The sequence below is a fragment of the Streptomyces sp. NPDC059816 genome (assembly GCF_042732055.1).
Taxonomy (GTDB): domain Bacteria; phylum Actinomycetota; class Actinomycetes; order Streptomycetales; family Streptomycetaceae; genus Streptomyces.
On sequence record NZ_JBHWIQ010000009.1, the window covers coordinates 217,396 to 239,165 of the forward strand.

The 21,770-nt window shown below is 72.4% G+C and carries 14 protein-coding genes; 6 read left to right on the forward strand and 8 right to left on the reverse strand.

Annotated elements, in window-relative coordinates:
- Together ACFV88_RS14975 and ACFV88_RS14980 are read left to right on the forward strand one after the other, a co-directional pair.
- Complete coding sequence (locus tag ACFV88_RS14975) at positions 1-10,017, forward strand: amino acid adenylation domain-containing protein (protein WP_385490549.1); 10,017 nt, start codon at positions 1-3, stop codon at positions 10,015-10,017.
- The gene (locus ACFV88_RS14980) at positions 10,014-11,414 is read left to right on the forward strand and encodes an MDR family MFS transporter (protein WP_385490552.1); all 1,401 of its coding nucleotides are present in this window, start codon (positions 10,014-10,016) and stop codon (positions 11,412-11,414) included. Before ACFV88_RS14975 ends, ACFV88_RS14980 begins: the two co-directional genes overlap by 4 nt.
- Before the next feature lie 98 nt (positions 11,415-11,512).
- On the opposite strand, the gene ACFV88_RS14985 is transcribed toward ACFV88_RS14980, so the two are convergent.
- A complete protein-coding gene (locus tag ACFV88_RS14985; protein WP_385490555.1) occupies positions 11,513-12,460 on the reverse strand; it encodes a methionyl-tRNA formyltransferase in 948 nt (315 codons plus the stop codon).
- 250 nt (positions 12,461-12,710) lie between these two features.
- Between ACFV88_RS14985 and ACFV88_RS14990 the strand changes: the two genes are divergently transcribed.
- Both ACFV88_RS14990 and ACFV88_RS14995 read left to right on the forward strand, forming a co-directional pair.
- The gene (locus ACFV88_RS14990; RefSeq protein ID WP_385490557.1) at positions 12,711-14,072 is read left to right on the forward strand and encodes a lysine N(6)-hydroxylase/L-ornithine N(5)-oxygenase family protein; all 1,362 of its coding nucleotides are present in this window, start codon (positions 12,711-12,713) and stop codon (positions 14,070-14,072) included.
- Between the two features lie 67 nt (positions 14,073-14,139).
- Positions 14,140-14,349, forward strand: coding sequence for an MbtH family protein (locus ACFV88_RS14995; protein ID WP_385490560.1), 210 nt, complete (start codon positions 14,140-14,142; stop codon positions 14,347-14,349).
- 406 nt (positions 14,350-14,755) lie between these two features.
- Here ACFV88_RS14995 and ACFV88_RS15000 read toward each other — a convergent pair whose 3' ends face one another.
- Positions 14,756-14,929 carry a CsbD family protein gene (locus ACFV88_RS15000; protein ID WP_385490563.1) on the reverse strand — a complete coding sequence of 58 codons (174 nt, stop codon included), beginning with the start codon at positions 14,927-14,929 and terminating at the stop codon, positions 14,756-14,758.
- A gap of 283 nt (positions 14,930-15,212) precedes the next feature.
- Here ACFV88_RS15000 and ACFV88_RS15005 point away from each other — a divergent pair, with 283 nt between their 5' ends.
- A complete protein-coding gene (locus tag ACFV88_RS15005) occupies positions 15,213-15,428 on the forward strand; it encodes a hypothetical protein (protein WP_385490565.1) in 216 nt (71 codons plus the stop codon).
- A gap of 158 nt (positions 15,429-15,586) precedes the next feature.
- A complete protein-coding gene (locus ACFV88_RS15010; protein WP_385490568.1) occupies positions 15,587-16,069 on the forward strand; it encodes a hypothetical protein in 483 nt (160 codons plus the stop codon).
- A 91-nt stretch (positions 16,070-16,160) separates the two neighbouring features.
- Here the strand turns inward: ACFV88_RS15010 and ACFV88_RS15015 are convergent, their stop codons facing one another.
- The 6 genes from ACFV88_RS15015 to ACFV88_RS15040 all read right to left on the reverse strand — a co-directional run bounded on the left by ACFV88_RS15015 (position 16,161) and on the right by ACFV88_RS15040 (position 21,767).
- Positions 16,161-16,823 (reverse strand): hypothetical protein, encoded by a 663-nt coding sequence (locus ACFV88_RS15015; RefSeq protein WP_385490570.1) that lies wholly within the window; start codon positions 16,821-16,823, stop codon positions 16,161-16,163.
- Entirely contained in the window at positions 16,820-17,497 is a 678-nt protein-coding gene (locus ACFV88_RS15020) for a hypothetical protein (RefSeq protein WP_385490573.1), read from the reverse strand. The genes ACFV88_RS15015 and ACFV88_RS15020 overlap by 4 nt, the downstream gene beginning before the upstream one ends.
- Positions 17,494-18,270, reverse strand: coding sequence for an ABC transporter ATP-binding protein (locus ACFV88_RS15025; RefSeq protein WP_385490576.1), 777 nt, complete (start codon positions 18,268-18,270; stop codon positions 17,494-17,496). Before ACFV88_RS15025 ends, ACFV88_RS15020 begins: the two co-directional genes overlap by 4 nt.
- Positions 18,267-19,334 carry a FecCD family ABC transporter permease gene (locus tag ACFV88_RS15030; protein ID WP_385490579.1) on the reverse strand — a complete coding sequence of 356 codons (1,068 nt, stop codon included), beginning with the start codon at positions 19,332-19,334 and terminating at the stop codon, positions 18,267-18,269. Before ACFV88_RS15030 ends, ACFV88_RS15025 begins: the two co-directional genes overlap by 4 nt.
- Entirely contained in the window at positions 19,315-20,508 is a 1,194-nt protein-coding gene (locus tag ACFV88_RS15035; protein ID WP_385490581.1) for an ABC transporter substrate-binding protein, read from the reverse strand. Before ACFV88_RS15035 ends, ACFV88_RS15030 begins: the two co-directional genes overlap by 20 nt.
- A 206-nt stretch (positions 20,509-20,714) precedes the next feature.
- The gene (locus ACFV88_RS15040; protein WP_385490584.1) at positions 20,715-21,767 is read right to left on the reverse strand and encodes a LacI family DNA-binding transcriptional regulator; all 1,053 of its coding nucleotides are present in this window, start codon (positions 21,765-21,767) and stop codon (positions 20,715-20,717) included.
- Between the last annotated feature and the right edge of the window lie 3 nt (positions 21,768-21,770).

The following is a 21,770-nucleotide window of genomic DNA, read 5'->3' on the forward strand; positions in this document are numbered from 1 at the left end:
TTGAGCACCCCCCGCGTGCCCTCGGACGGACTGCTCGCCCTGACCAGCGCCCAGTTGGGCATCTGGAACGCGCAGCGCCTCGAACCGGATTCGCCGTACTACCTGGTCGGCGACGTGGTGGAGATATCCGGCGACGAACCGGTCGACGTCGATGCGCTCGTCGAGGCGGTCCGGGCCACCACCGAGGAGGCCGAGACCCTGCGCCTGCGGGTCTACGACACCCCCGGGGCGCCGCAACAGGCGGTCAGCGACGAACCGGTCGAGCCGCCCCGGGTGATCGACCTCAGCGGTCGCCCCGACCCCCTCGCCGCGGCCCACGCGTTCGTCGACGCCGAGCGGGCGCGGGTGGCCGAGGAATGCCGGCACATGGTGGACCGGCCGCTGTACGCGCGCACCGTCATCCGACTCTCCGACCGCGAGGTCTGGTACACCCAACTCGGCCACCACCTCGTCTTCGACGGCTACACCGCGGCGATGCTCGCCCGCCGCACCGCCGCCCACTACACCGCCCGGGTGCGCGACACCGACCTGCCGCCCGCGCCTTCGACTTTTGGACGCTTCGCCGACCTCGTCGCCGCCGACCGCGCCTACCGGGTCAGCGACCGCGCCGCCGAGGACCGCGCCTACTGGGTGGAACGGTTCACCCCGCTGCCCGACCTCGGTGACGTCGACACGGCCGCCGGCCCGCCCGACCGCACCCTGACCGCCCGGGCCGTGGTCACCCCCGAGGAGACGGCCCGCCTGCGCGCCTTCGCCACCCGGGAGGGCGTCACCTGGGGCGAGGCACTGATCGCCGGGTACGCCGCCTTCCTGCACCGCGCCCTCGGCCGCACCGACGTCGTGTTCGCGCTGCCCCTGATGTGCCGCGCCGGCTCCACCGAACTGCGCACCCCCGCCATGGCCGTCAACGTGCTGCCGCTGCGCGTGGCCGTCCGCAGCGGGGACGGACTGGCGGAGCTGAGCCGCCGCGTCTCCTACGCCATGCGCGAGATGCGCGACCACCAGCGGTACCGCGGCGAGGACCTGCCGCGCGACCTCGGCGTGCCCGGCGCCGGCGCCCTGCTGCACGGACGCGGCATCAACCTCAAGGCGTTCGACCTGGCGATCGACTTCGCCGGAGCCACCGGCGTGATGCGCAACGTCGCCGGCGGCCCGCCCGAGGACATGGGACTCAGCGTCCTGCCCACCCGCGACGGCGGTCTGCTGTTCGGCTTCGAGGTCGACGCCCGGGGCACCGACCAGGCCGCGGTCGACGCCAAGCTCTCCGGCTTCCGCAACCTGCTCTCCGGGCTGATCGACGGCCTGCCGGTGGGACGCATCGCCCTGGTCGACGACGTGGACCGACTGCTGGCCGACTGGTCCCCGCAAGCGCTGCCGGGCACCCCCGTGGACGTACCCACCGCGTTCAACGCCATGATCGCCGCCGACCCGCAGCGCACCGCCCTGGTGTGCGGCACCGACCGGCTGTCCGCAGCGACCCTGGCGGACCGGGTGCACCGACTCGCCCGGGCCCTGCGCGCCCGCGGCATCGGGCCCGACGACGTCGTGGCCCTGGCCCTGCCCCGCTCCGCCCACACCGTGGTGGCCCTCCTCGCCGTCCTGGACGCCGGCGCCGCGTTCTTGCCGCTGGACTCCGCGTACCCGGCCGGGCGGCTGCGGGAGCTGGTCGACGACACCCGCCCCGCGCTGGTCCTCACCGACGGCTCGGGCCCGGGCCCAGTCGATGGAGAGCCCTGGGACACCCTGGTCGCCGAGGCCGCCGCACTGTCCGGCGCCCCGCTGATGGCCGACGAACTGGCCGCCCCCCGCCACCCCGAGCACCTCGCCTACGTGATCCACACCTCCGGATCGACCGGGCGCCCCAAGGGCGTCCTCGGCCGGGTCGGCGGTCTCGCGAGCCTGCTGCACCACCAGCGGTCCACCGTCGTGGCGGAGGCCGAGCGCGCCGCCGGCCGGCGACTGCGCGCCTCCCACACCTACTCCTTCGCCTTCGACTCCGCCCTCGAACACCTGGTGTGGCTGCTCTGCGGCCACGAACTGCACGTCTACGACGCCGACACCACCCGCGACGCCGACGCCCTGCTCGCCGCGTACACCCGCGACCGCATCGACATCATGGACACCACCCCGTCGATGGCCGCACCGCTGATCGACGGCGGCCTCCTGGACCTGCCGCCCACCCTGCTGCTCCTCGGCGGCGAAGCGGTACCGCCCGCCCTGTGGCAGCGGATCGCCGCATCCGGCACCGCCGCCCGCAACATGTACGGGCCGACCGAGGCGTCCGTCACCAGCAGCACCGCCCGGATCACCGGCGACGACCCCACCGTCGGCCACCCGCTGGCCGGCACCCGGACCCACGTACTGGACCACGCGCTCCAGCCGGTGCCGCACGGCACGGTCGGCGAACTGTACCTGGCCGGCCCGCACCTGGCCCGCGGCTACCTCGGCAAGCCCGGGGCGAGCGCCGAACGGTTCGTCGCCGACCCCTTCGGCGCGCCGGGGGCACGGATGTACCGCACCGGCGACCTGGCCCGCTGGGTGCCCGGACGCGGCCTGGAGTACCTGGGCCGCGGCGACGGACAGGTCAAGATCCGCGGCCACCGGGTGGAAACCGGCGAGGTCGAAGCCGCCCTCGGGGCGGTGCCCCACGTCACCGCGGCCGCCGCCACCATCCGCGCGTCCCGACTCGTCGGATACGTGGTCTCCACCTCGACCTCGACCACCGGCGACGCGGTACGCGCCCACCTGGCCGAGCGGCTCCCCGACCACATGGTGCCCGCCGCGGTGGTGGTGCTGGACGAACTCCCGCTCACCCCCAACGGCAAGCTCGACCGCGCGGCCCTGCCCGCACCCTCGATCTCCGGCGGCGGCCGGGAACCCAGCACCGAACGGGAACGCCTGCTGTGCGCGGTCCTCGCCGAGGTGTTCGAGGTCGACCGGGTCGGCGTGGACGACGACTACTTCGCCCTCGGCGGCGACAGCATCACCGCGATCACCGTCAGCAGCCGGCTGCGCGCCCGGGGCATCGAGATGCGGCCCCGTGACCTGCTGGCCCGCCGCAGCTTCGCCGCCCTGGCCGCCTCCGCCGCCCAGGTCGACGACACCCCCGAGCCGCCGGACGACCCCACCGGGCCCGTGCCGCCGCCGCCGATCGTGCGCGGCCTGCTCGACCCGAACCCCGACGTGGACGTCATCGCCGGATACGCCCAGTGGACGGCCCTGCGGGTCGACGCCCTCACCCACGACGACCTGACGGCCGGCGTACAGGCGGTCCTGGACCGACACGACGCGCTCCGCCTGCGGGTCATCGACGCCGACGACGGGCAGCACCTGGAGGTGCTCGCCCGCGGCGCCGTGCAAGCCGTCGTCAGCGAAACCCGCGGCGAGGACGTCACCGCCCTCGCCCACCGCCTCGCCGGGGAACTCGACCCCCGCTCCGGCGACCTGCTGCGGGCCGCCCTGCTCCGCACCGACGACGCCACCCCGGACCGGCTGGTCGTCGTCGTCCACCACCTCGCCATGGACGGCGTGTCCTGGCGCATCCTCCTGCCCGACCTGCACACGGCCTGCACCGGCGGAGCCCTCGACCCCGTCGGCGCCTCCTGGCGACGCCACGCCACGCTCCTCGCCGAACAGGGGAGCTCCGGCGCCCGCCGCGGCGAACTCGACTACTGGCGCGCCGCACTCGACGCCGCGCCCCGGCTGGGCGCCCGACCGCTGGACCAGAAGCGGGACACCGTGGCCACCGCCCACCAGTCGGTCACCCTCGCCTCGTCCGAAGCCACCGAAGCGCTGCTGACCACCCTGCCCGCCGCCTACCGCGCCGGCGTCGACGAGGTGCTGCTGGCTGCACTGGTCCTCGCCCTACGGGCCTGGGGCGTGCGCGGCGACGCCGTGACCGTCACCATGGAGGGCCACGGCCGCGAACACCTCGACCTGGCGCGCACGGTCGGCTGGTTCACCAGCGAGTACCCCGTCCGCGTACCCACCGCCGGCGACGTGGGGCAGGTCCTGCGCGCGGCCAAGGAGGCCAAGCGCGGCGTCCCCGACGGCGGCGTCGGCTACGGCGTCCTGCGCACCCTCGACCCGACGGCCGGACCCGAACTGTCCGCCGTCCCGCCGCCGGACGTGCTGCTGAACTACCTCGGCCGGTTCGGCTCGCTGCCCGGCACCGGCTGGCAACTGCCCGAGCAGGACGCCTTCTCGGTGACCGAACCCCACGCCAAGGCCCTGGAACAGGTACTGGCCCTCAACTGCTTCGTCCACGAGGAGGGCACGCCCCGGCTCGCCGTCGAGTGGACCGCCGCGACCGCCGTGCTCGGCACCGAAACCGTGGCGGCCCTCCAGACCGCCTGGGCCGTGGCGCTGGACGCGCTCGTCGCCCACGCACTGGACGACCCGGGCGGCCTCACCCCCTCGGACCTGCCGCTGGTCGACCTCGACCAAGCCGCGGTCGACGCCCTCGAAGGCGCCGACGGCGTCGGCCGCATCGCCGACGTCCTGCCCGCCACCCCCTTGCAGGTCGGCCTCTCCTTCCACACCCTGGTCCGCGACGACCACGACACCGACGTCTACGTCGTCCAGGCCCTGACCACCCTGGTCGGTGAACTGGACCCGGACCGGATGGCCGAGGCGGCGCGGGAACTGCTGCGCCGTCACCCCGCACTGCGCGTGTACCTCGCCCCCGCCGGAGACGGCGTGGTGCAGGTGATCCCCGCCGACGTCGCCCTGGAGTGGCGGCGCGACGATGCCTTCCCGGAGGCGGCCCGCGCCGATCTGGAGCGCCCGTTCGACCCGGCCAGGCCGCCCCTGATCCGCTTCCTGCTCTCCCGGGTCGGCCCCGCCGAACACCGACTGGTGATCACCAACCACCACGCCCTGCTCGACGGCTGGTCGATGCCGCTGGTCGGCCGCACCCTGCTGGCCCTCTACGCCGAACTCGGCGGCGGCCCCGCCGCCCCCGTCGCCCCGCCGCTGTCGGAGTACTTCCGCTGGCTGGCCGACCGGGACCACGGAGCCTCCCTCGACGCCTGGCGGAACGCGCTCGCCGGCGTCGACGACGCCACCCGACTGGCACCCGCCAGCACCGAGACCGGCATCGAGCGCCCCGGCCGCGTGAGCGTCGACCTCGGCCGGGAGTTCAGCGACCGGCTGCGCGGCTTCGCCCGCGAACAGGGCGTCACCCTGACCACCGTGCTCCAGACGGCCTGGGGCCTGCTCCTCGGCCGACTCACCGGCCGCCGCGACGTCGTCTTCGGCTGCCCGGTGTCCGGACGCCCCGCCGAGGTCGACGGAGTCGAGTCGATGATCGGCCAGCTCGGCACCACCATCCCGGTACGCGTCCGCCACACCCAGGACCGCACCGCGCGGGACCTGATGGCGGACGTGCACGCGGACAGCGTCGCCCTGGCCGAACACCACCACGTCGGCCTGCCCGACATCCAGCGGGCGGTCGGCATCGGCGAACTCTTCGACACCATGCTGGTGATGGAGAACTTCCCGCTGTCCAGCCGGAAGCGCACCCCGCTCGCACCCGGCCTCGATCTGGCCGGGGTGGACATCACCGACGCCACCCACTACCCGCTCACCGTCATCGTGATCCCCGACGACGCGATCACCATCGGCCTCGGCTACCAGCCGCGGGCCTTCGCCGAGGACACCGTCCGCGACTACGGCCGCTGGCTGCACCACCTGCTGCACGAAATCGTCGAGGACCCCAACCGGCCGGCGATCCGGATCCCCGCACTCGACCCCGACGAGCGCGCACGGATGCTGCGCACCGGCACCGAGGTCGTGCCCGCCAAGGAACGCGGCGACTGGCTGGACGAGTTCGCCGCCTGGGTGCGCCGCAAGCCCGACGCCGAGGCCCTGGTCTGCCGCGACCGCAGCCTCACCTACGACGCACTGGACCGCCGGGCCAACCGGCTGGCCCACGCGCTCATCGCCCGCGGGGTGCGCCCCCAGGACCCGGTCGCGGTCCTGCTCGGACGCGACGTCGAGATGACGGTGGCCCTGTTCGCCGTGGCCAAGGCCGGCGCCGTGTACGTACCGCTCGACCCGAGCTACCCGCAGGACCGACTGGCCTACATGTTCGACGACATCGCCCCGGCCGCCGTGGTCACCAGCGGCGCCGCACTGCCCGTGGACCGGGCGGTCCCCGTCCTGCGGCTGGACGACCCGGCCACTCTCGCCTCCGCACCGGACACCGACCCGGCCGAAGCGCGCGCCACGCTCACCGAGGACGCCCTCGCCTACGTCATCTACACCTCCGGCACCACCGGGCGCCCCAAGGGCGTCGGCGTGACCCACCGCGGCGTGCCCGACCTGATCGCGCTCCAGGAGGAGGTCGTCCAGGTCACCGAACACGACCGGTACCTGCACTTCGCGTCGACCAGCTTCGACGTCGCGTTCTGGCAGACGATGGTGCCGCTGCTCTCCGGCGGAACCTCCGTGATCGCCCCCGAGGAGGTCCGCGTCTCCGGCGACGAACTCCTCGACTACATCGTCGAACACCGGGTCACCGGCGTGAACCTGCTGCCGTCGTTCCTGGCCGCGATGCCCGACGACCGCACGGTCCACCCCGACGTGTTCTTCGTCGTCGGCGCCGAGCGACTCGACCCCGAACTCGCCCGACGCTGGGGCGAGGGCCGCAGGGCCCTGTTCAACGCCTACGGGCCCACCGAGGTCACCATCAACTCCACGCTCTGGCGGTACGACCCGGACGACCCGGGACCGCTGCCCATCGGCCGCCCCGACCCCAACGTCCGTGCCTACGTACTCGACGGGGGCCTCCAGCCCGTCGGCGTCGGCGTGACCGGCGAGCTGTACCTCGGCGGACCGAGCCTGGCCCGCGGCTACCTCGGCCGCCCCGCACTGACCGCCGCGGCGTTCGTCGCCGACCCGTACGGCCCCCCGGGCGAGCGGATGTACCGCACCGGGGACCTGGTGCGGTGGCGGCCCGACGGACAGCTCGTCTTCCTCGGCCGCGTCGACCACCAGGTCAAGGTCCGCGGCTTCCGCGTCGAACTCGGCGAGATCGAATCCGCCCTCACCCGCCACCCCGACGTGCGTGCCTGCGCCGTGATCGTGCGCGAGGGCCGACTCCTCGGCTACGTCATCCCGACCGACGACGCCGACCTGGACCCCGCCCGGGTCCGCGCCCACCTGGCCGCGGAACTGCCCGACCACATGGTGCCGACCGTGCTCGTGCCGATCGACCGGCTGCCGCTGAGCCCCAGCGGCAAGCTCGACGCCGCCGCACTGCCGGCCCCCGAGATCGCCGCCGGCGTCCGCCGCGCACCCGCCACCGAAGAGGAAGCGGCGCTGCTCACCGTCTTCCAGGACATCCTGGGCTCCGACGACGTCGGCCTCGACGACGACTTCTTCGCCATCGGCGGCGACAGCATCGTCTCCCTCCAGGTCGTCTCCCGCGCCCGACGGCGCGGACTCGGCCTGACCGCGCGGGACGTGTTCGAGGGCGAGACCGTCGCCGGGATCGCCGCACGCGCCCGCACCCTCGTCGAAGAGGAAGCCCCCGCGGTCGGCGACGCACCGCTCACCCCGATCATGCGGGACCTGCTGCGCCGCGCCGGAACCGCCGCCGACGGCTTCTGCCAGTGGATCGAGATCTGCGTCCCGCCCGGCGGCGACGAGGCCACCTGGCACACCGTGCTCGACGCGGTGCTCGGCCGGCACGACGTGCTCCGCGCCCATCTCGCCGGCCACGTGCTGCGCATCCCCCCGATCGGCGCCGTCACCGGAGCCGACGTACTGACCCGACGGGCCGCGACCGACGACCTGCGGGCCCTGGTCGACTCCTGGACCGCCGAAGCCCGCGACGCCATGGACCCGCGCACCGGTCCGCTGCTGCGCGCGCTGTGGGTGGACGCCGGGCCCGCCCGTCCGGGCCGACTCGTCCTGCTCGCCCACCACCTCGTCGTCGACGGCGTGTCCTGGCGCGTGCTCCTGGACGACGTGCAGCACGCCCACTCCGGTGGACAGCTGACCCGGCACGGCCAGTCGTTCCTCGGCTGGGCGCGCTCGCTGCACGACGCCGACCGACGGGCCGAACTGCCGCACTGGCGGGGCACGACCGCCGCCACCCCGGCGCTCACCCGCCCGCTCGACCCGGCCCGGGACACCGTGGCCACGGCGACCCACCACGAGATCCGGCTCGACACCGCCGCGACCCGCGCCCTGATCACCACCCTGCCCGCCGCGCACCGCACCACCCCGGACGCCGTACTGCTCACCGCGCTCGCCCGTGCGGTACGCGCCTGGCGCGGAACCCCCGAACTGCTGGTCGCCCTGGAGAGCCACGGTCGTCCGACGCAGGTCGACCTCTCCCAGACCGTCGGCTGGTTCACCGCGGTCCACCCGGTCCGGCTGCACGCCGACGACGACGTGCAGGCGGTCCGGGAACGGCTGCGCACCCAGGGCGACGGCCTCGGGCACGGCATCCTCACCGCGGCGGGCCTGCTGGACCCGGTGCCCCTGGAGGTCGCCTGGAACTACCTCGGTCAGTTCCCCGGCGCCCCCGCCGAGGAGACGCCCTGGCAGGCGCCTCCGGACGCCGACCCGCTCGGCTCGGGCGGCACCGACGCGCTGCCCCTGCCGCACAGCCTGATGGTCAACGCCCTGGTGCGCGACGACGCACTCGGCGTCAGGATCACCTGGCCCGCCGCGCTGTTCACCGCCGCCGAGGTCGAGGAACTGGCCGAGCACCTGCGGAGCGCGCTGCTGGGCACCGCCGCCGCGCCGGAGGTCCTGGCCCTCGACGGTGACCGCCCGGTCGCCGAGGTGCAGCCGCTCGCCCCGCTCCAGGAGGTGATGCTGCGGCACTCGCGCACCGAACGCCCCGACCCGTACACCGTGCAGTCGACGTTCTCCCTGGCCGGCCCGCTCGATCCCGAGGCCCTGCGCGGAGCGGGCACCGACCTGCTCGCCCGACACCCCAACCTGGGCGCCGTGTTCCCGGCCGACCTCGCGGTGATCCCCGAGACGCCCCGGCTGGACTTCCGGCTGGTCGACGGGCCGGCCGAGGAAGCGTTGGCGGCCGATCTGGCCGAACCGTTCGACCTCGTGGACGGGCCGCTGTTCCGCCTGACCGTGATCCGCCGCGGCCCCGAACTCGCCGACCTGGCCATGACCAGCCACCACCTGCTGTCCGACGGCTGGTCGGCCCCGCGCATCCTCACCGAGTTGTTCGCCCTCTACACCGCGCGGGTCCGCGGCGAGGCCCCGGACCTGCCCGCCCCCGTGCCGTTCGGCGACTACCTGCGCTGGCACGCCGAGCACGAACCCGACCTCGACGTCTGGGCGGCCGAGTTGGACGGGCTGGCCGAGGGCGACTACCTGGGCGGCGGCGACCCCGGACCGGCCTGGCAGGAGCCCGCGCTCCTCACCTTCGACGCGGCCCTGGTGGCGGAGCTCGGCCAGCAGGCCGCCCGGCGCGGACTCACCAGGAACACCCTGCTGCAAGGAGCCTGGTCGGTGCTGCTCGCCCGGCGCTCCGGCCGCACCGACGTCTGCTTCGGCGCCATGGTTGCCTGCCGGCCCCCGGAGCTGGAGGGCGTCGAGGAGATCATCGGGCTGCTGGCCAACACGGTCCCGGTCCGCGCACGGCTCGCCGGCACCCTCGCCGACACCCTTGTGGACCTCCAGGCCCGCCAGCAGGCCCTGGTGGAGCACCAGCACGTGGCCCTCCCCGACCTGGAACGGCGCACGGGACGGCACCGGCTCTTCGACAGCCTGGTGGTGTTCGAGAACTACCCGGTCGACCCGGACCGCCTCCGGGAACCCGCCCCCGGGCTCACGGTCGTCGGAACCCGGTTCCGCGAGGCCACCCACCATCCGGTGACCCTGACGGTCATGCCGGACGGCGACGGCTGGACCGGTGTGCTCGCGCACCGGTCCGCAGTGGACGTCGACGGGCTGGCCGAAGAACTGCTCGACCTCCTGCGGTCCCTCGGCAACCACCTCGACGAGGACGTCCTCGACCTCCTGGAGCGTCCATGAGCAAGAACGCCGCGCCGCCGACCGACCGGGTCGACGGACAACTGTTGCGGATCGCGTTCATCCTGGTCCTCGGCACGTTCATGGCCACCGTGGACGCCACCATCGTCAGCGTCGGCATCGACACCCTGACGCAGGAGTTCAACGCCTCCGTCGCCGAGATCCAGTGGGTGTCCACCGCCTACCTGCTGGCCGTCGTCGCCGCCGTGCCCGCCTCCGGCTGGCTGGCCGACCGGTTCGGCGGGCGCCGGACCTGGCTCGTCGCGGTGGGGGTGTTCCTGCTCGGCTCGCTGCTGTGCGCACTGGCCTGGTCGGCGCCCAGCCTGATCGTCGCCCGGGTCATCCAGGGCCTCGGCGGCGGGCTGTTGCCCGCGACCGGACAAGCCCTGCTGGCCCGCGTCGCCGGTCCCGGCCGCATCGGCCGGGTCATCAGCATCGTCGCCGTCGTTCCGCTGCTGTCGCCGGTCCTCGGCCCGATGGTCGGCGGCTCCATCCTCGGGGTGGCGTCCTGGCCCTGGCTGTTCCTGGTCAACCTGCCGATCGGGCTGGCCGCGGTGCTGCTCGCCCGGCGTTACGTGCCCGTGGTACCGCCGTCGGACCGTCGGACGGCCTTCGACCTGCGGGGGGCCCTCCTGCTCTCGCCCGGCCTGGCCGTGCTGGTGTACGGGCTGACCGAGGTCGCCCACGAGCGCACCCTGCCCGCCGTGATCGGGGTGTCCGCCGGTTCGGTGATGCTGGCCGGATTCCTCGTGCACGGGTTGCGCACCCGTGGCACCCCGCTCGTCGACCCCCGACTCTTCTCCCGACCGCCGTTCGGTGCCGCCGCGCTCTCGCTGGTCGTCCTGGGCGCCTCGGTGTTCGGCACGATGTTCCTGCTGCCGCTGTACTTCCAGACGGCTCGCGACCTGTCGGCGTGGGAGGCCGGGATGCTGCTGGCCCCGCAGGGGCTGGGAGCGGTGGCCGGGTCGGTCCTGGTCAACCGGGCCATCGACAAGGTGGCACCCCGGTCCCTGGTGGTCATCGGCATCGCGCTGATCCTCGTGGGCACCGTCCCGTTCACCCAACTCGGCCACGAGCCACCGGACCTGGTGATCGTCGCGGCGTTGGCGGTCCGCGGTTTCGGCATGGCGATGATCAGCGCGCCGATCATGAACATCGTCTACACCCGCATCGAGCCCGCACACCTGCCGCGTGCGGCGGGAGCGCTCAACCTGCTCAACACCGTGGGTGGTTCGCTGGGCACCGCGGCGCTCGCCGTGGTGTTGCAGGACCGGTTGGCCGCCCGAGGGGCGGACGTCTCCTGGGCGTTCGCCGACACCTTCTGGTGGGTCCTCGGATTCGGTCTGCTCGCCGCTGCCGGGGCGACGCGCCTGCCCCGGACCCAGCCGAAGGGGAGCTGAGTTCCCTGCCGTGCCGCGCACCGTCGGTGCGCGGCACGCGGCACGCGGAAGCCCCCCTGCGGTGCAAGGGGGCTCCGTCGAGTCGAACGGGTGAGCCGTCAGGGACGGCCGGTCAGGTAGCCGCCCATCGAGGTGAAGTACTCGGTGGCGGGCAACTCGCGGCCGTCCTCGGTCCGTACGCGGGTGATCGCCAGGCCGTGGTTGCGTCCGGTGCGGGCGTCGGCGCCGGCGACGATCACCACCCCGTCGCCCTCGCGGTAGAAGACACGGCCGGGAGTGCCCCCGTAGCGCCCCTGGGACACGACCGCGGACAGCACCTCCAGGCGCTTGCCCCGGTGGAAGGTGAAGGAGCTCGGGTACGGTGCGGACTGCGCGCGCACCAGTCGCTCCAGGGCGTCGGCGGGCCAGCTCCAGTCGATGCGGATGTCCTCCTCGGCCCGCTTGTGGAAGAAACTGGCCTGGGAGCGGTCCTGTCGGGTGAACTCGGTCTGCCCGGAGGCGATCAGGTCCAGGGCGCCTATCGTCACCGGTGCGATGAGGTCGACGGTCTTGTGGAACAGGTCGGTGGCGGTGTCCGTGGGCTCCACGGTCACGGCACGCTGGTCCACGATGTCGCCCGCGTCGAGCGTCTCGTCCATCATGTGGGCCGTGACGCCGACTTCCTGCTCACCGTTGATGAGGGCCCAGATCAGCGGGGAGAAGCCCGCGTACTTCGGCAGGAGCGAGTCGTGGACGTTCAGCGTGCCGTGCCGGGGGAGGGCGTAGATCTGCGGCGGGATCCAGGTGCGCCAGTTGTTGGCCACGATGATGTCCGGCTCGGCCTCCTTGAGGCGCTGCAACAGCTCCTCGTCGTCGGGCCGGTTGCGGATCACGACCGGAACGTCGTGCTCGGCGGCCAGATCGGCGACCGAGTCGCTCCAGATCTTCTCGTAGGCGTGCTCGCTCTTGGGATGCGTCACGACCAACACCACGTCGTGTTCGGAGTCCAGGAGGGCTTGCAGGGTGCGGTGCCCCCAGGTCTGGTAACCGAACATGACGACCCGCATGGGGTTCCTCCTTGGGAGAGCGAATGACTGCGCCAAGTAAAGCAAGCCTTACCTAACGGTGCAACGTCCCCAAGTTTCGGGCCCGTTGAGAGATGTGATCTGCCACATGCCCGGTCCGTCCCGTCGACAGGCCGGTTCAAGTAAGGTTAGCTTTACCTAAATTCGGGGGCGTGGCGTCCATGAGCGGGCTCGGCGCCTCGTTCATTTCATCCACGCCTGACAGGCGGCTGTCCCGCACGATGGGAGTGACATGTCACAGGTTCTTCCTGGCGACGCACCTCTGATCCATGACCTCATAGGCATCGGCTTCGGGCCGTCCAATGTGGCCATGGCGATTGCGCTCAGCGAGCACAACGCACGCGTCGAGAGGCAGGATGCCGTCACTGCCCACTTCTTCGAGCGCCAGCCGAGCTTCGGCTGGCACCGCGGCATGCTGATCGACGACGCCACGATGCAGGTCTCCTTCCTCAAGGACCTGGTCACCCTGCGCAACCCGTCCAGCGAGTACACCTTCCTGTGCTACCTCCAGAGCAAGGGTCGGCTGGTCGACTTCGTCAACCACAAGAGCTTCTTCCCGCTCCGCGTCGAGTTCCACGACTACCTGGAGTGGGCCGCGGCGAAGGTCGACGACATGGTCTCCTACGGCCACGAGGTCATCGCCGTCGAACCCGTCGTGCGCGACGGCGTGGTGGAGTACCTCGACGTGACGGCCCGTTCCGGGTCCGAGACCGTGGTCCACCGCGCCCGCAACCTCGTCATCGGCACCGGCCTGCGGCCCTTCGTACCGGACGGCATCGAGCGCAGCGACCACATCTGGCACACCTCCGAGCTGCTGACGAAGCTCGACCAGCTCGACGGCCTCGAAGGCACCGACCCCTCCCGCTTCGTCGTCGTCGGTGCGGGGCAGAGCGCCGCGGAGAACGTGGCCTACCTGCACCGCCGCTTCCCCGAGGCCGAGGTCTGCGCGGTGTTCTCGCGCTACGGCTACAGCCCCGCCGACGACAGCAGCTTCGCCAACCGCGTCTTCGACCCCGCCGCGGTGGACGAGTACTTCACGGCGCCCGAAGACGTCAAGCGCAAACTGATGGACTACCACGGCAACACCAACTACTCCGTGGTCGACGTCGACTTGATCGCCGACCTCTATCGGCAGGTGTACCAGGAGAAGGTCCTCGGCACCGAGCGGCTGCGCTTCCTCAACATGTCGCGGCTCACCGGCGTCGAAGAGGTGGGCGACAAGGTCCGGGCCACCGCCACCTCCTCCGTCACGGGGGAGGACACGACCCTGGAGGCCGATGTCGTGGTGTTCGCCACCGGCTACAGCCCGGTGGACCCCTTCGGAGTCCTCGGTGAGGTCGCCGAGCGTTGCCACCGCGACGACCAGGGGCGTGCCCGGGTCGAGCGGGACTACCGCCTCGCCACCGAACCCGAAGTGCGGTGCGGCATCTACCTCCAGGGCGGCACCGAGCACACCCACGGCATCACCTCGTCGCTGCTCTCCAACATCGCGGTCCGGGTCGGTGAGATCCTGGACTCGATCGTCGAGCGCGGTGCGGAGTCCGCCGAGGGCGAGCCCGAGCCCGTTGCCGACGGCATCGGTTCGGTCCGCTGAGGCTCCCCCCACCTCACGAGCAGTCGTCCACGTTGTCCACCGCACGTCCACGAGGAGTGACCCCCGCATGACCACCAATCCGTTCGAAGACCCGGAGGGCGGCTTCCTGGTCCTGGTCAACGACGAGAACCAGCACTCGCTGTGGCCGTCCTTCGCCGAAGTGCCGGCCGGGTGGCGGACCGTCTTCGGCGAGGACACGCGCGATGCGTGCCTGGCGTACGTGGAAGAGCACTGGACGGACCTGCGCCCGGCGAGCCTCATCGCCCGCCAGGGCTGACCGGCCGCCGTACGACGCGTCGCCCGTGGAGGTTCCTCCACGGGCGACGCGTCATGCGTGCACTGCCTGCGATCGCCGCCGGCCGTCCCGCCCTCGATAAAGGGCGCGCACGCGAAGGGAATTGCCCTTCGAGGGAATCCCGCCCCGCTGTCCACCCGGGGACACCGGCATCCTTCTCGGCTTTCTCCTCGAATGCCTCGAATACCTCGACCACCTGGACCGCGGTGGACGAGTTGGCGCAGCGATCACTGATGTATCGCAGATCCACACCCCCGTCGACCCATGGGATTCCGAACTCCGCGTAAAAGTACGGTTGGTGGGAATCACAACGGAGTACGCCTCTTTCCAGCACCGGAGTTCCACCGGGTCAGAGGTCCTACGAACTGCAAGGCCACGGACTGCGCGGCTACGGCTTGAAGGCGTCCTTGGCCTTCTCCTTGGCCGCTCGGGCGTGCCCTTCCGCCTCCTTGGACCTGCCCTCGGCGGCCAAGCGCTCGTTGCCCACGGCGTGTCCTGCCCCCTTCTGGACCTTGCCCTTGATCTGTTGCGCCTTCGCGCGGGCCTTCTCGTCCTTCGCCATGACACGTCCTTCCTCTCGTGGGACATGCATCTCTCTTCACCATTACACGGCGAACGGCGGAGGTTGTCGCCCCGAGGAGGGCCTCGGCCAAGGCTTCCTCGACGGAGCGGGTACCGGTCGACACGCACCGCGTGCACTCGGTGTCCAGGAGCTGCCGCCACGCCCCCGTGCGCCGGGCATGCTCACCGCCCGGCCGCGGAGGGGAACCTTCCGCGACCGCCGTCCGTAGGGGGATGAAGAGCCGGAACCCCGGCTCGTGCCCTTCGACGGAGGCGGATCCGCCATGCAGACGAACGACACGGGGCAACTGGAGACCACTCTGGGCGGCCAGCGGGTGACGCTGTCCCTCCAGTCGACGGACGCACCGTGGGCCGCGGGCGGCATCGGAGTGCTGCGCGCCGTTCCGGCCACCCACACCGATCGGGGCGAGGACCCCCCGGCGCTTCCCGAGGAGCCCCCGCTCCCCATGCCCGTGGCGATGCTGGGCCTCGGCCTCTGAGCCGAACGCGGTCCGCAGTCGCGCGTCGCGGCCAGGGTCGCTCGTTGGAGTGGGGCTCGTGGGAACCCCTCGACACATCCGTCACAGATGGTGATTCTTTGTGTGCATAGCGAAACTTGTGCTCACTTCGGGCGCTATCTGTTGAAGGAGTGGTTGCGATGAACACGCGTTCAGTGATGTGTGCCGTGGCGGCGGTGCTGGCCCTCGCCGGTGCGGGGAGCGCCCACGCGGTGACCGCGCTGGCTCCGGCCGGTACGGTCGCGACGGTCTCCGCCGCCGAGCGGGCGGTGAACGCACGCCCCACCAGCGACACCATCATCCGCCCGCGGGCGACGATCTGTAAGAACCAGGCGTGGACCTCGGGCAACGGCCGGGCGGTCCTGCGCCTCCAGGAGGACGGCAACTTCGTCCTCTACAAGGACGGCCGCGCCGCGTGGCAGGCTCCCAACACGTGGAGCCGCGGCAACTGCGCCGTCTTCCAGGAGGACGGCAACTTCGTCGTCTACGACAGCGCCGGCCGGGCCGTCTGGGCGGCCGGCACCTGGAACAAGGGCGCCTACCTCGCCGTGCAGGACGACGGCAACGTCGTCGTCTACGACAGCAGTCGTCGCCCCGTGTGGGCGACCAACACCGGCGACTGAGCGCCGCTCCGACCGCCGGTAGCGCGCAGCACGGAGGCACCCCCGGACGGCGATCCCGCCCGGGGATGCCTCGTGCGGTACGGGGCCGGCGCTACGGTGCCCCGCCGGGAGCCGTCGGCGCACCCGCTTCGCCCATGGTCCAGCCGAGCAGCCCGTACAGGAGCTGCGTCGCACCGGGCATGAAGGCGGAACCGTGGTGGTAGACCGGGTCCATCGTGGTGACGACGAGACGGCCCGGGGTGGAGACGCGGTCCTCGTAGAGGAGGACTTCCGCGGGACCCGGGCCCTCCTTCTCGGTCAGGGCCAGGACGCTGGCTCCCTCCGGAGGGCGGAGGAGGCCGTGGTAGTGCCAGCGGACCGAGCGTTCGCTGAGGTGCCGCCAGGCGGGGTGGTCCGGAGAACGCCGCCGCACCCCCGGGTCCGCGCCGGTGCGCCACCACCAGAAGTCGGTCTCCGCCGGACGGTGGGACCGCAGCCCGGGGAGCCAGGGCGTGATCTCGTTCTCCCCCAGGACGATCACCGTGCCGCCGCGCTCCGCGACGGTGAGGACCTCGGGTGCGGCAGCGGCGAGTCGGGCGCCGTGCAGCCGGTCGCAGACGAGGAGGACGTCCAGGTCCGCGAGATCACCCGCGGCGAGCTCGGGCAGGTAGTGGGCGCGCGGTCGCCAGAGGCGGACCGCGGGGTCGTCCAGGGTGGCGAGCTGGAAGGAGCTGCCCCCGTGGAGGATGCCCAGACGGGCGGGCCCGGGGCTCATCGGGGTCCCTCCAGCCAGTGGAGCAGCCGCGCCCCGAGGTGGCGGGTCGTGCGGTCGTGGTCGCTGAAGGACAGCAGGTCGTTCCCGGCGTGGGCCAGGACCGCCCCGGCGCCCAGGGGGTAACTGATGTCGATCGGGAGCCGGTACGGGCCGATGCCGTTGATGACCGTCGCGTCCTCGGGCAGCGCACCGTGGTAGCCGCGTCCGTAGAAGCCGGCGACGCCGACGCGCGCGAGTTCCTCGCCGGTGGGAGTGCCGGGGACCCCGGTGCGGTAGAGGAGTTCGTCGAAGTCGACGCCCGCCCAGATCGGGTGCGGGGTCACCGGGGTGATCCGCAGGTCACGCGGACCCCGGTGGTCGAGACGTCGCCAGGGTGCGAGGCCCGGGAGGAAGGGCCGGTTGACGTGCCCGTTGACGAGGACGCGGCCGCCCCCGCGCACCCAGTCGGCGAGCAGGTCGGCCCGTTCACTGAGGAAGACCTGGTCGCAGTCGAGGGAGAGGATCAGCCCGCGGCAGCCGTCGAGACGGGCGGCGGTCAGCTCGTAGAGGTCGAAGGTGGGGACCGGTCGGTCGGGGACCGTGCGGTCGACCGTCGAGCGGCCCATCGTCGCTTTGAGGATGGGTGGCGCGGGTTCGCGCGGCGGGGGAGCGTCGGGAGCGGGGGAGCCGTTCATGGGGCGCCTTCAGCGGTGCTGGTGGGGCGTTCGGGCCCCAGATCGGGAACGACGAGGGTGCGTGGTCCGCGCGGGCCGTCGGCCCGGGGGGTGGTGACGGGGAGGCCGTACACCTCGGTGAGGGTGGAGGCGGTGAGGAGATCGGCGGCGGGGCCGGTCCGCACGTCCTCGGGGCCGAGCACGAGGGTGACGTCGTCGGCGAGGTGCAGGGCGTGGTCGGGGTGGTGGGTGGTGAGCGTGATGCCCATGCCGTCCGCGGCGAGCGACTGCAACAGGGTGAGGACCCGGGCCTGGTTGCGCAGGTCCAGGGCGGACACCGGTTCGTCCAACACCATGATCCGGCACTGTGCTGTCAACGCCCTTGCTATCAGCACCAGTTGCCGTTCACCGCCGCTGAGGTGGGCGTAGTCCCGGTCGCGCATGGCGGTGATGCCGACGCGCTCCAGGGCCTCGTCCGCGAGTTGTCGGTCACGGCGCCCCGGCGACGCGTACGCCTTGAGTTGTCGGGAGCGCCCCATGAGGACCATGTCGGCGACGGGGTAGGAGAAGGCGGTGCTGTGCGACTGCGGTACGTACGACACCGGACTGTCGCTGGCCACCGTCCCCTCCGTGGGGGTGAGCAGCCCGGCGAGACAGCGCAACAGGGTCGTCTTGCCACGGCCGTTGGGCCCCAGCACGGCGTGCACGCGGCCTTCGTGGGCGGCGACGGTGACCTCGCGGAAGACGAAGTCCTCGCGGGTGTAGCGGTAGCCGAGGGAACGGGCCTGGATCATTCGGTCGTCCACAGTCGGTTGCGGGAGCGGGCCAGGATCGCGACGAAGAAGGGGACACCGATGACGGCGGTGAGGATCCCCAGGGGCATCTCGGCCTCGGTGACGGTGCGCGACAGGGTGTCGACGAGGGTGAGGTAGGCGCCGCCGACGAGGAACGCGGCCGGCAGTTGGATCCGGTGGTCGGTGCCGACCCAGAGCCGGGCGAGGTGCGGCACCACCAACCCGACCCAGCCGATCAGCCCGGAGACGGCGACCGCGCCGGCGGTCATCAGGGCGACCGCCGCGAGCAGCCACAACCGGGTGGTGCGCGGCGGCACCCCGAGGGCCTGGGCGTCCTCGTCGCCCAAGGAGAGGACGTTGAGCCGCCACCGCAGCACCAGGACCACCACGGCACCCGCCACGATGGGCACGGCAGCCACCACGACCTTTCCGTAGTCGGCGGTCGACAGGCTGCCCAGCAGCCAGAACACGATCGACGGCAACTCCGAGTAGGGGTCCGCGACATAGGTGGTGAAGGAGACCAGTGCGGCGAAGAAGGCGCCGGTGACGGTGCCGCCGAGCACGATCATCAACAACGGGGAGCCGATGGAGAGCCGTCCGATCATCAGGACCACCGCCAGCGCCGCCAGCCCGAAGACGAAGGCACTGCTGACCAGGCCGACCGAGCCGAGCCCCAGCACCAGGGCGAGCACCCCGCCGAAGGACGCCCCCGAAGAGACGCCGATGACGTCGGGGCTGACCAGCGGGTTGCGGAACACGCCCTGGAGCGCCGCGCCGCCGAGCGCCAGCGCGCCGCCGACGAGCACCGACAGGATCAGCCGGGGCAGCCGGACGTCGAGCACCACGGTCTGCTCGGTGGCCGTCCAGGTCTGGCCGACCGGGACCACCTGCCCGAGCAGCATCCGCACGATCTCGCCCGGCGGCACCACGTACCGCCCCACGGCGAGCGCACCCAGGGCGACGAGCAGACACACCGCGCCCAGCAGGGGCAGGCCGCGGGTCCACGTACGGGACGGCCGGTCCCCGCGCGCGTCCACCGTGCGTTCAGGCGCGGAAGCCGTCATGGCCGCTGCTCCTGGAGTTGAGGTCGAGCCGGAGGACGTCGTCCACCTGGGCGGGGGAGATCCGGTAGCCGTAGAGCCGGTCGAACGCACTGGTGAGCTGGGCGCGGAGTCCGCCTGCGCCGGCGGTCGACGGGTGCAGGACCTGTGCCATCCACCGCCACATCAGGGGGGACTCGGCGCACGGCGGGTCCCACCGGTATCCGCCCAGCGGGATCTTGTACACGCGCCGGTCGCGCACCGCCCGCACCCGGGCGAGCTTCGCGTCGCCGTACAACGCGGCCGGCGGCTTCTCGTCGAAGGCGCTGAGCAGGATGACGTCGGGGTCCCACTCCAGGATCTGTTCCGTGGACACCTGCGGGCTCGCCGCCTTCAGGTCCTTGGCCGGGTTGACCCCGCCGACCAGCTCCGTGCAGAAGTTCATGTAGCCGCTGCCGTTGTACGAGGTCCACCCGTCGGCGGCGGCGCGCAGGTACAGCACCTTCTGGCCCGTTCGCTGCTGCCCGCGGACGAGCGCGCTCACCGCGGTCTTCTCCGCGTGCATCCAGGACACGAGGTCGTCGGCGCGGCTCGCGTTCCCGGTGAGCTTGCCGAAGAGGGAGATCCAGGTCTCCAGCTTCTCCTGGGTGCCGTACGTCAACCCGATGACCTTGAAGCCGGCGTTCTCCAGGGGGGCGATGACCTCGTCGCCCATGTCCCCCCACTGGATCACGACATCGGGCTTGAGTGAGAGCAGCGTCTCCACGTTGGGGACGAAATCGCTTCCGGACACGGTCCGGGTCTTCGTGGAAGCGGGGAACATCTCGCCGAAGATGCCCTGCTTGTTGGCGACGAGGGTCGACTCGTTGATGCCGACGATCCGGTCGACACCGCCGTCCACCGCGGCGAGGATCGACGGCGAGGGGATGACCGTGGTGGCGATCTTGGAGACGGGACCGTCGAAGGAGACCTTCACCCCGCGCTGGTCCGTCACCGTGAACCCGGCCGAACCGCTCGGTGCGGTGCCCTTCCCGTCCTGCACTTCGCGGGACGAGCAGCCGGCGAGCGCACCACCGGCGGCCACGGCCACGCCCCCGGCGCCGAGCAACTTCAGGAGGCCGCGCCGATCGGTGCTCCTCCGGGTGCTTTCGCGAGGTGCTGGGGAGCCGTCGGGCAGGGGTGGCACGGGGGCGGGCATGACGAACCTCCGGACAGGGAAGGTGTTAGTTAGGTAAGGCTTACCTTATGTCCGTAGGGGTGTGGGGTCGGGTGCCGTGTGAGGCGCGAGGGGATTCGCGGGGTGCAACATGTCTATGCATTGCGGGGGTTGAGCTTGAATCGGGCGATATGTGCGCTTGATCACATGCATTCCGGTCCATCGTCTCGATCACCCCTGGACGGACCTCACCGAGCGGTCCCCGGCGCCGGTCCGAGGGTGCGGCCGGGCACGAAGACGCCGGGCAGCAGTTCCTGTGCGGCGGGCGTCCGGACCCGGTCGTCCCGCAGGGCCCGCATCACCTCCACCGCGCGCCCCGCCGCCCGCTCCACCGGGATGCGCACGGTGGTGAACCCCAACAGGTCGATGCCGGGCAGGATCCCGTCGCACCCGGTGAGCGACAGGTCCTCGGGGGCCCGGACGCCCGCCGCCTGGGCGAGGGGGAGGAAGGCGAGCAGACGCCAGTCCGAGGGGAACATCGCCGCGGTGATCCGGCCCGCACGGTACAGGTCGATGACCTCGCGTCCGCCCTCCTCGGCCCGCCCGAACGTGGGGGAGTCGATCCGGTGCACCCGGATGCCGTGCTGACGCAGCCGGCGGGCCATCGCCACGCCGCGCCGGTGCTCGGGCACGGAGTTGTCGGCACTGGGCGTCACCACCGCCACGCAGCGGTGCCCCTGCGCCCCGACGGCGTCGGCGAGCTGCGCCGCGTTGTCGTCCTCGTCGTAGGACACGCTGTGGATGCGCGGATGGGGTTCCGGCCGTCCGACCACGACGACCGGCACGAGGTCGAGGAACGGTTCCAACATGTGGGCGCGGATCACTCCGGTGGCCACGAACATGCCGCCGACGCGTAGCCCGAGCAGCCGGTTGAGCGCGTGACGTTCGTACTGGGCGCCCTCGTTCCGGGAGGGCGCCACCGTCACCATCTGGAGGCCGGCCCCGCTGACCCGGGCCTGCAACTCGCTGAACAGCAGACCGTACGCGGGGTTGGTCGGGTCGCGCACCAGCAGGCCCAGGACGTCGGAACCGTGCGCGGCCAGTGAGCGGGCCATCGTGTTGGGGACGTACCCGAGGCGCTCCGCCGCCGCGTACACCGCGTCCCTCGTGCGCGGGGTCACCGGCGTCGAGCCGTAGAACACGCGCGAGGCGGTCGCCCGGGAGACCCCGGCCGCAGCGGCGACGGTCTCCATGGTGACCCTCAGCGGGGACGCGCCGTCGGACTCGGAACGCGGTCGCACCTG